Here is a 10407-nt window from a genome sequence, read left to right on the forward strand (position 1 = left end):
CGATGGCGAACGCGAACGCCGACGTCAGGGCGTGGCCGGTAGCGAGTCGGTCTGCAGTAGATACTCGGCGCTCTCGGAGAACGCGGTCATGACCCGTCCTCGCTCGACGCCTGCGCCGAGTTGGCCAAGCCAGTAGGCCGTTCCGGCGCCGTCTGGCAATCGGCCGAGCACGTTCTCGTACACGAGGTCGACGAACTGCGTGTCCGTCAGCGCTCCGTAGGTGGCGGTGAACTCGTCGGATCGGGCGAACTCGGTGCTGACGGCATCGACGCCCAGCGTCTCGATCTGTCCGGCCCAGTAACAGAAGCCCGTCGGGTCGGGATCGCGCTCGAAGTAGGCCCGGTACAACCTGGCGACCTGGCCTTCGCTCGCAAGGTGCGTGGGCGCGGTCGCCGTCGCGGCGACGAATTCTGCCGAGTCGCTGAATCCGGTCATGACGGCGCCTCTCGATGTGCCGTTCGACAACTGACCAACCCAGAACGAGCCCCCGGCAGCATCGGCGCTGCGGCCGAGCACGTTTCGGTAGACGAGGTCGACGAACTGGCCGTCATCGACCGAGCCGTAGGTGGCGGTGAACTCGGGGGACGAGGCGAAGGCGTCGGAGACGTTGTCGATCGAGAGCCCTCGGGCCCGCTGCGTACGCCAGTAGAGAAGCCCGGGTGGCTCCGGGGCTCGCCCGAAGTAGGCCCGATACAAGCGCTCGACCTGTCCGGTGAGTGCCGCAGGTCGGGGTGGCGTGGGCGTGTCGCCCCAGACGTCGATGACACGTCGCGTGTTGTCGAGTATCTGGCTGATGACGCGGGCCGAGCCGTCAGGTCGAACGACCACGGCCGATGACGGGAACCCTTCGGCCGCCCGCTCGTCGTCGATGGCGGCGATCACGGTCTGACCACCGGTGTCGAAGTCGAGACGGACGACGTCGATGTCGCGTTTCGGCCGCGGTTCGCCGACGACCCAGCCGTTGGCCTCTGGCTCGTCGAGTACGGCGAGGCCGCCCGGGTCGACGGCGATGAACGAGCGCACGGTGGTGCCGATGGTGAGCACCTCCGGGGTCGATGGGCTGGTGGCGAAACGGGCGAACAGCGAACGGCTCCGGGCGAACAGCGGACTGGTCGCAACGACATCGGCGGAGCCGACGGCGACGACGCCCCCGTCGACGTCGAGGAGATCGGTGATCCTCGGACGATCGTGGGTCGACGGGATCGGGAGCTGGACGGGTGGGGCGCCGTCGATCGACACGGAACCATCCTCGAGGGCGAACGCTCGCCTCGACACGGCAGTGACATCCCCGACGTGGGTGACCGAGGTTTCTCGCAGGATCTTGCCGGTGTCGACGTCGAGGACGAGTACCGTCGCGGCCCCTCCGCCTGGTGGAACCACCACGACGCCCGACAGCAGTTGCTCTCCGGCGTCGAACCTGCCGACACCGGTCACGTAGTGGCCGGGTCGCCCGATGGTGCGGATCGTCGAGAGGCGACCGTCGGCGTCGATCCGGTGATAGCGCAGCTCGCTGTGCGACTCACTGGTGTAGGTGGCGATGGTCACCGAACCGTCGCGCTCGACGACCATCAGGGGACGGCTGCCGAACGCTTCGATTCGGACCGGACCGTAGGTCGTGTCCCGTGCACCCGCCGGCGTGAAACGGACGACGCCGTAGATGAACGGTACCGATGGACCTCCGTCGGTGGAGACCACGGTCATCTCGTAGATCCGACCGTCCGCGTCGACGCCGAGTTGGACGGGCTGGCTCGAGGTCGTGATGGTCCGTTGCGAGCGGACGGCGCAGGCATCGGTGGTGGTCGCTGCGCCGACCGGGTCGACGGTTGTCGGGATCAGCAGCGACGGCGCCAGAAGGCAGAGAGCTGATAGCGATGCGAATCGGTGTCGGGCCGCGGCTCGTCTTGTTGGGTTCGAGAGCATCAGCGGACGGTAGTCGCACACTGATCGTCGCGGTCACTCGGGCGTCGTGGGACGAATTCATGCGAAAACGCCCGTTTCCGTCCATGGACCGCCCGAGAGGGCGGGCGTACGGGCCCGATGCCGGGACTCGAGCTGTTGTGATCGGGCTGCCGGGCAGCTCCAACAACCTTCGAGCCAATGCTCGAAAGCTCTTGGAGCTGGGGGGAATCTACCTCTGCATCGCAATCTGACCTTCTTTGTCCTGGTCAAGTCGATCAGAAGTTGTCTTCATCGCCTGCGTGGGAGTAACCGCGGGAGTAACGAAATGCACCGTGAGTGTGCCGGATTCCAATTGCCTGAGAGGACTGCCTACTCAAAATCCACGGACCCTCAGAGCCTCCACCAGAACCAGGGCGATTCAGGCGGGCGATCGATGCCCGGCCGGTCTACGCCCAAGCCAAAACCGTCGGGATGATCTACCAGGCCGCTTTTCGAGCCGAAATCGAAGCCGCCACCAGTCTGCGGTTCGGGCCGGTGGATGGGAACGGGCAGGCCGAACTGATCGGTGTTGATCCGCGGGTGGTGGAAGTGTTTTCGTCGCGGTCGGCGGAGATCGATGTAGCGATGGGGGAGTGGAAGGCGGGGTGGGCGCAGGCTCATGACGGTGAGCTGCCGGATACCGCGACGCAGCGGGCGATGGCCAACCAGATGGCGCTCGGCACCCGGAGCACGAAACCGGCTGAAGAGCATTCGACCGAGGAACTGTTGGGGCGGTGGCGTGACCAAGTCATCGAACACGGTCTCCAGCCCGATCAATTGTTCGTCCCCGCCGTCGCCGCCGACCCGGTCGATGTGGTCACGCCAGCCGTGGTGGTCCAGGAGGTTGGGGGAGTGGCGGCGGTGTTCTCCCGGGATGACGTCGCCCGGGCTGTCGCCCGCCACACCACCGGTACCGACGCAGCCGACGTCGTGGCCACTGTTGAGGCGGTCACTGCTCAGGTCCTGGCCGAATGCGTGACCGTCGAGGCGGTCGGTGGCCCGGTCCGAGACTCCGATGGGCGGCCCACACTCGAGCGGCCCGGAACGCCGATCCACACCACCACCGCCACCCTCGATATGGAAGCCCGGGTGCTGCGCTGGTGCGAAACCTCCGGTGCCCGCACTGTTGATCACGCCGACACCGAGGGGCTCGACCCGTCACAGGCTGCGGCGGTCGAGACGGTGTTGGGCGATGGGAATCAGGTGTCGGTCATTGTTGGCCCGGCCGGTCACGGCAAGACCACCACGGTGGCTCGTGTCGCCGACGCCTGGCGGGCAGAGCACGGCGACGTGATCGGTCTCGCACCCTCGGCCCAGGCATCACGGCTCCTTGCTGACGCCGGGATCGAAGCCGAAACGGTCGATGCGTGGTTGTTGAATCCGCAGCTCCCTGTCCGGGGGATGGTGATCGTTGATGAGGCCGGCATGGTCGGCACCGCCCACCTCGACCGGCTACGAGCCCACGCCGTCGAGGTCGGCGTGAAAGTCGTGTTGGTTGGTGACCCCGAACAGTTGGCGGCAGTACGGAAGGCCGGTGGGGTGTTGGCTGATGTGGTCGAAGCCGCACCACTACCCGGCAACGGGCTCTCCGTGAGCGAACTCGGTGTCGCCCACCGGTTCCAAAACGACACTGCCGCTGCGGTGGCTGCGGGGCTACGCGACCGTGACCCCGCCGTGATCGGGATACTCGAGGATGCTGGCTGGTTGCACGGCCACCAAACCCCAGACACTGCCCGCACCGCCGTCCTCGACGCCGCCTGGACTGATGCGCACCGTGGGCTCGACACCGTCATGCTTGTCGGCACCCGTGCCGACGCGGCGGCACTCAATCAGCAATGGCAGACGAGGCGTGTCCTCGTGGGTGAGCTCCACCCCGACACCCGGCACCCCCGCACCGGCTACATGGACGGTGACCTGATCGTTGCCAAACAAAACCGGCGCGACATCGAATGGACCGCACCGGACGGCGAACCGGAATGGTTGCGCAACGGCACTCGGGTGACAGTGGAGCATCAGGGTGCCGACGGGGCGATCCTTGGCCGCACGAGTGACGGCGGCCGGGTGATGATCGACGGGGACTACGCCAAGACCAACACCCAGTTGGGGTATGCCCGCACCATCCACTCCGCACAAGGCGCCACCGTCGACACCGCCCACGTCCTCCTCGGCCCGTCCACCGAATCCCATGGCCTCTACGTCGCCGGATCACGAGCCCGGCACGCCACCCACCTCCACGCCGCGCAACCCACGGTTGAGGCCGGCGAGTATGCGGCACCGGCCGAACCACGAGTCTGGTCCGCTGGCGACGCAGTGGTGGGGGCGATGGAACAGGTCGACCCCGGCACCCGGTCCGCTCACCGGCAGATGCGGGAACATCGTGCCGAACAAGTCGAAGCGATCGTTGCCCGATACGACGGGATCACCCCACCCGCCTACCCCGACCCCGCCGAACGAGACAGGCTCACCAGCCTCATCGAACGCACCGGACGACACAACACCCCAGCCGCCGCCACGCAGGTCCGAACGTTGACCCGGCAACTCGCCGCCTGGACCACCCAACACGACACCGCCACCGCCTTCGACCAACAACCCGGAGCGGTCGACTACCGCAACCACTGGCAACAACAGATCGAACAGCAGCAGGCGCCGAAGATCGAACACACCCAAGACCACGGAATGGAGTGGTGAGCCGTTGGGCGGTGGCACACCGGCGGCGAGAAAATCGAGAATGTTCGGGAAGGGCGGAAACCATTGGGTGAAAGCGCGGTGACCACCGGGCAATCCGGGCGGCACCTCACCCTTCATGGTTCTGCTACCTGGTACTCGTCATGGTGCTGCCACTGGTGCTCCAACCGGATCTGTATATAGATACCGCCCAAACAGCAACTAAACCGATGCCAGATCGCCACGCTTCAAAGCTCCTGAAGAGTGACTCGATCAGCCTTGATGGGTATGTTGATGCTCATGAAACCGGTAAGCGATGATTTCGTCGCCTCAACGTTCGACACCGTCGACGAAATCATCCGCCAGTCGAACCGTCGCACCACACCCCTACGTACCTCGTTCCTCCAACAATCTGACGAAAATCGTACGCTTCCCGGCCCGCTCGCTGGTTTCGTTGCCCGGCACGACACACAAGCACTGCTCGCCTTCCTCCTCGTCCTCACCAAAGCCAGCACCGCCCCATGGGAAACCGCCCTTCCATCCTCGGTATGGGCACGAGCGCTCGGCGCTGAACTCCCGAGATCGAAGACCGCCGGCTCCAACATGTCGAAACTGTGGCGCCGTCTCGAGAACGCAGGCCTGATCCACCGTCAACGCTACAAACGGATGGCACGCGTCTACCTGCGCAAAGAAGACGGCTCCGGCGACGCCTACGAACTCCCGGCGCATGCCAAGGACCGCTACCTACAGCTACCGGCAGCGTTCTGGACCCAAGGACCCGATGAGGAGCATCGCTGGTACCTGACCTTGACCCTCCCCGAGATCGCAATGCTGTTGATCGCCCGAAGCCTCGGCGACGGCTTCCGGCTCCCGCTCGAGAACGTGCACGACTGGTATGGGATCAGCGCCGATACCGCAGCCCGCGGGCTGCACGGGCTCGAGTCCCGCGGGCTCATCGAGATCACCAAGTTCTACAAGAAAGCGCCCCTGTCGCCGGTGGGGTACACCGCCGAAAACCGTTACACCCTCCAATCCCCGTTCGGCCCCAAAGGCCGGGCCCAAAGCCGGGGGATCCGGGCATGACCCAGCGAAGCGCCCCGGCAGGTTTGGCCGACGGGGAACCGTTTGCCGGCGAGCTCGTTGCCTTCATCGATGAGACCTCACCCCAGATGGGGGCCGGGATCTATTACGTGCTCACCAGCGCTGTCACTCTCGACGTGGCTGCTGTCACTCTCGAACTCGAGCTGCTGTTCGCCGACACACCGAACCGGACACGCGGGTTCCACTGGCACCGAGAAGGACCCGCCGCCCGGCAACGCATGATCGACATCGTGACCCGTAGCGGTGTCATCGCCCGGAGCCGTCATCGATCCGTCGCCCGCAACAAACAGATCCCTGCCCGCCTCGATCTGCTCTGCGCCCTCGCCGATGACCTCGTCGCCGAAGGAATCGACCACCTCGTCATCGAGTCCGGCGACACCGTCACCAACAACAAAGACAAGACCGCCCTCCTCACCCACTTCGAGCCGCATGGTGGGGTCCCGTTCGCCTACGACTGGCGAAGCAAGAACGAGAAGGTTCTCTGGATCCCCGACGCCATCAACGGAGCGCTCCACGCCTACTACACCGCCGGTGACCCATCATGGTTCAAACAGCTCTGCGACGCCGGAGTGCTCGATGGCGAACCGGTCTACACGGCCTGAAAAATGCGGAAGTCCCGGCTCCTGTCCTAGTCGGCCACCTCGCGGTAGCCCTCGGCCTGGCACTCCGGGACTTACGTCTTCACCACGGCATACCACCGTGGCGCTACCTCAGTATCGGCCACCCCAACCAAAACTTCAACATCAGCCACCGACCTCGAAGAAGTCGGGCAGAAGCGAACCGTGACCCCCGAACTGGACACATCCCCATCTGCGGAGACGCAATGGACACTCTGCTGTCATCACGTCCGAGTACTATTTCGAACGGCAGTTCGTTTGATCGAGGAGTTTCAATGGCACAGTCAGTCTTTTTTAGTTTCGACTACGGTCGGGACAACTGGCGAGTACAGCAAGTCCTGAACATGGGGGCCGTCGAGGGTGGAGCAGCCTTCACTCCCCAAGATTGGGAAGAAGTGCGCGAGGACACCGACGAAGCCATCGAAGAGTGGATTCGTGTCCAGATGCTCTACACCCGGGCGGTGATCGTGCTCGTCGGCAACGACACCGCCGACAGCAAGTGGGTGAAGTACGAGATAACGAAGGCGTGGAATGAGAAGCGCCCGTTGGTCGGCATTCGGATCCACGGTCTCAAGAACGCCGAACAGAAGACTGATGCGGCGGGGGTTGATCCGTTCAGCCTGGTCGGTCTGAAAGGTGGCGGCACCGTCGCTGACTATGTGACACTGCACAACCCTGCCGGTAGCACCAGCAACGCGGTGTACGACAACATCAAGAACAACATGGAGGGATGGGTTGGCAACGCCTACAAACGATCCTGACTGTCCGTTCTGCGTGATCATCGCCGGCGAGGACCCTGAGGCGAGAGTCATCTTCCGTACCGACAGTGTCGTAGCGTTCTTCCCGACCGAGCCAGCCACCCTCGGCCACACGCTGCTGGTCCCGCGACGCCACATCCCCGACATCTGGGCGCTCGACGCGACCGCTGGCGCTCAACTCGCTGCAGCAGCGGTCGGGCTCGCTGGCGCGATCCGACGATCGATCGAACCTGACGGGCTCAACCTCATCCAGTCCAACGGAGAAGCGGCCACCCAGACCGTGATGCATCTCCACATCCATTTGGTTCCTCGTTGGGAAAACGATGCAATTGGTCGAATCTGGCCGAAGGAAACGAACTATTCCGAGGGTGCGAAAGATCGTGCCTGGGATCGGCTCCGCCGAGAGTGCGAGTCGATCTAACGGGTCCGGACTGCGATGGCCAAACCCACCGCAACGAATGACCCATAGAACGGGGCGACCGCCCACGACAGCCACACCCGACGGGGCGGAAACCATCCACGAGGGACACTCAGCCACCGAGCCTTCCCGTCTCGGCGCGGGGTGTCGTCGGCGCCTTCGGCGGTGGATGAGAGAGGTTTCATCGAGTACTTGGGAACCGGGTCGCCGTTCGCGACACGGTCATACAACTCACGGAACAGCCGTTCTTGGTTCAGATAGTTCGCATCAAGCATGGCAAACACCACAACAGCGGCGACACCCAGCAGTGCCACCGAGTCGGCATGTTTGGTGAGCGCGTACCCGTAGGTGGCAGTGACGACCGGTAGCAGCCAACCCTTTGCCGTTGACGACGACGCCGACATCCGAGTGATCACCGATTGGATGAACTCGAGATGCTGACGCCTGTCCTCAGGATCAACGATCTCGTCGTGCATCTCCACTCCACATCTCCACAAAGCATCGTGCCGATGGCTATCACTCTCGCAGACAGAAGCCGGAGCGAGACGCACGGATGGAACCAGGCATCACCGCCCGGTCTAATGTTAACATCCGGGTGTGGTGGGTTTGGTCGACTTCCCGCCCCCGCCGCTCCTGCTCGTGCCGCGTTGGAGGAAGGTGAGGTCGGGGTTCCAGAGGCCGGTGTCGATGATGAGCCTGACGGCGAGCGCGCCGAGGATCCCGGCGCAGATCGAGGCGGTGAGCCAGCCGTGGAGGTAGGGGGTGTTGGCCCAGGTTTCACCGATCGACGGTGTGGGGTCGGTGTTCCAGACGGTCCGCGTCCGGAACGGAGCTTTCAGAGTGTCGCCGACCCACTGGTCAGGGTTGGTGTTGCGGGCATGGCGGGCCAGCAAAACCAGCGGGATAGCGGGGGTGAGGGCAGCGAGGTACCAGATGCGCCGTACCCGGGTGAGAGCCGCAGCGGTGAAGATCCCGACGAGGAGGGCGATGACGGAGGTGATCAAGATCGCGCCGGTGACGCCGGCGAGGAAGATTCCTTCCACGATGTCGCCGTCACCGTCGCTGCGGTTCTGGTGCTGCTTCATCGCCGGCCCTGTCGTGAAGCGGTGTCGGCGAATGACCCGGCCGGGGCCGGGCCGGCCACTACTGCCGGTTGTTGGTTGGCGAGTTGGGTGAGGGTCCGGGGTTGGGGTGGTCCGATGTGGTTGGCCCACAGGGGGTGGGTGTGGGCGGGGGTGAGGGTGATGAGCCCGTGATCGGTCGCACCAACAATGAGACGGCCCGTGCCAGCGGGGATGCGGGTGTAGGTGTCGATCGGGATGTTGGGCCGCCACGTGTAGGTGTCGGATTCCGAATCGGTGGCGCCCCAGCCTCGGCCGCGGGTGTGGGTGGTGCGGTGGTGCTCGTACTCGCCCTGCAGGTCCGACAGCGCGTGGAGGGTGTCGTGATCGGCGATGCCGGGCAGCAGAAACTTCTGTGTGGCGAGGGAGAGCCAGCCGTGGTCGGCACCCCAGCGTTGGGTCACTTGGGTCATGTCCTGCACCGCCGCCAACAACGTCACGCCCTGCCCGCCGGCCTCGGACCACATCGACGTGATCGACGGCAACGGGCAGAGGTTGGCGATCTCGTCCAACGCCAACAACAACCGTGGTGCCCCCGGATCGATCGTGTGCAGTCGGTAGCGGGTGCGGGTGATGGTGTCGACCAAGGCGACGACGATCGGTGCGACCTCGGCCATGTGGGCGCCGTCGGCGACGATGAACAGGGTGTCCCCCGACGTCGCGAACTGCTCGGGGTTGAAGTTGGGGTTGGTGGTGGTGTTGAGGCCGGAGGTGCGTTGGTAGGCGGCGAGGGTGTTGGAGGCGGTGCCGATGGTGCCGGAGTATTCGCGTGGCGCCATCCCGGCAAGGCGTTTCGCCGCCTGGCTCGCCAGCAGGTCGGCGATGTGGCCGGTGTCGGCCATGGCTTCTTCGAAGGTTCTCGCGGTTTCGGCCCAGAGTTCTTGGGGCCAGGACAGGGTCTCGAGCACCGCGTCGAAACCGGTGCCGTCTCGGTGGGCTTGGTACAGGGCGACAGCGAGGAGGTCGGTGGCTCGTCCGCGGAAGAAGTCGCCGGCGTCGGAGTGGGTGTTGTGTGACCGGTCCTCTGCTTTCACCATCTGGGATGCCACATCACGGGCGCTGTCCCATCCGGTGACCGACACCAGTGGTGACCAGCGTGCAGCAGTGACGCCGGGGATGGTGGGTGTGGTCCCGGTCGGGTCAAACAACCACAGTCGTCCGGACTGTTGCCGGTGAGCGCCGACGGCGGTGAGGACATCGGGTTTGGTGGAGGCGGTGACAGCAGGGCCGTCGAAGGCGAGGACGGTCGGGATGATCACCCCCGACGTTTTCCCCGACCGGGGCGGGCCGATGACGAGGACGCCGGCGTCGCCTTGTGCGACCCGGCCCTCGGGGGACAGGAACCCCTGGGTGATGCCGTACCAGACGGTCCCGCGGCCATCCCCCCACCCCGGTGACAGTGTGAGCGCGTCGGTCGGTGTCGTGCCGAACCGTGAGATCGGTGGCGGTGGGGGCCGCATCCGGAAGAACTTTCGTGTCGGATACCGCCAGGAGCTCACCTACCTCGAGCGCAGGCGCCATCCGACCAACGGCAGCACCAACAGGATGGCGGGGATGACGAAGAATGCGGCGAACATGGGCGACGGGATGAGGTCGACGTCGACCGGGAGCTCCGGCCCGTCGGTCCGATCCCACCACGGCTGCACCACCGCGTGTTCGAGGAACCACCACACCCCGATCGTGGACACCCCGACCCATGCCAGGATCCAGGCGGCTCGGGTCACGCCGCGTGTGACCCGGCCCAGCGGTGTTGATGAAAGTGACGGGCCGCCCATGAACACCCATGGTCC

At 65.1% G+C, this 10407-nt stretch carries 10 protein-coding genes; 5 read left to right on the forward strand and 5 right to left on the reverse strand.

Features of this window, described 5'->3' with window-relative positions:
* Positions 1 to 24 precede the first annotated feature (24 nt).
* Positions 25 to 1920 carry a DUF4214 domain-containing protein gene (locus R2733_17060; GenBank protein ID MEZ5378220.1) on the reverse strand — a complete coding sequence of 632 codons (1896 nt, stop codon included), beginning with the start codon at positions 1918 to 1920 and terminating at the stop codon, positions 25 to 27.
* A 408-nt stretch (positions 1921 to 2328) separates the two neighbouring features.
* Here R2733_17060 and R2733_17065 point away from each other — a divergent pair, with 408 nt between their 5' ends.
* The 5 genes from R2733_17065 (at position 2329) to R2733_17085 (ending at position 7499) form a co-directional block, all read left to right on the forward strand.
* Positions 2329 to 4626 (forward strand): AAA family ATPase, encoded by a 2298-nt coding sequence (locus R2733_17065; GenBank protein ID MEZ5378221.1) that lies wholly within the window; start codon positions 2329 to 2331, stop codon positions 4624 to 4626.
* Between the two features lie 276 nt (positions 4627 to 4902).
* Complete coding sequence (locus R2733_17070; protein MEZ5378222.1) at positions 4903 to 5685, forward strand: hypothetical protein; 783 nt, start codon at positions 4903 to 4905, stop codon at positions 5683 to 5685.
* Positions 5682 to 6305 (forward strand): hypothetical protein, encoded by a 624-nt coding sequence (locus tag R2733_17075; protein ID MEZ5378223.1) that lies wholly within the window; start codon positions 5682 to 5684, stop codon positions 6303 to 6305. Before R2733_17070 ends, R2733_17075 begins: the two co-directional genes overlap by 4 nt.
* Before the next feature lie 290 nt (positions 6306 to 6595).
* Positions 6596 to 7081, forward strand: a complete 486-nt coding sequence (locus R2733_17080) for a TIR domain-containing protein (protein ID MEZ5378224.1) — start codon at positions 6596 to 6598, stop codon at positions 7079 to 7081.
* Positions 7056 to 7499 carry an HIT domain-containing protein gene (locus R2733_17085; GenBank protein ID MEZ5378225.1) on the forward strand — a complete coding sequence of 148 codons (444 nt, stop codon included), beginning with the start codon at positions 7056 to 7058 and terminating at the stop codon, positions 7497 to 7499. The genes R2733_17080 and R2733_17085 overlap by 26 nt, the downstream gene beginning before the upstream one ends.
* On the opposite strand, the gene R2733_17090 is transcribed toward R2733_17085, so the two are convergent.
* The 4 genes from R2733_17090 to R2733_17105 form a co-directional block, all read right to left on the reverse strand.
* Positions 7496 to 7972 (reverse strand): hypothetical protein, encoded by a 477-nt coding sequence (locus R2733_17090; GenBank protein ID MEZ5378226.1) that lies wholly within the window; start codon positions 7970 to 7972, stop codon positions 7496 to 7498. The two genes, R2733_17085 and R2733_17090, sit on opposite strands and share 4 nt — an antisense overlap.
* Positions 7973 to 8080: 108 nt before the next feature.
* A complete protein-coding gene (locus R2733_17095; protein ID MEZ5378227.1) occupies positions 8081 to 8581 on the reverse strand; it encodes a hypothetical protein in 501 nt (166 codons plus the stop codon).
* Positions 8578 to 10077 carry a type IV secretory system conjugative DNA transfer family protein gene (locus R2733_17100; protein MEZ5378228.1) on the reverse strand — a complete coding sequence of 500 codons (1500 nt, stop codon included), beginning with the start codon at positions 10075 to 10077 and terminating at the stop codon, positions 8578 to 8580. Before R2733_17100 ends, R2733_17095 begins: the two co-directional genes overlap by 4 nt.
* Before the next feature lie 39 nt (positions 10078 to 10116).
* Complete coding sequence (locus R2733_17105; protein MEZ5378229.1) at positions 10117 to 10341, reverse strand: hypothetical protein; 225 nt, start codon at positions 10339 to 10341, stop codon at positions 10117 to 10119.
* Between the last annotated feature and the right edge of the window lie 66 nt (positions 10342 to 10407).

The organism is Acidimicrobiales bacterium, from assembly GCA_041394265.1.
Classification (GTDB): Bacteria; Actinomycetota; Acidimicrobiia; order Acidimicrobiales; family SZUA-35; genus JBBQUN01.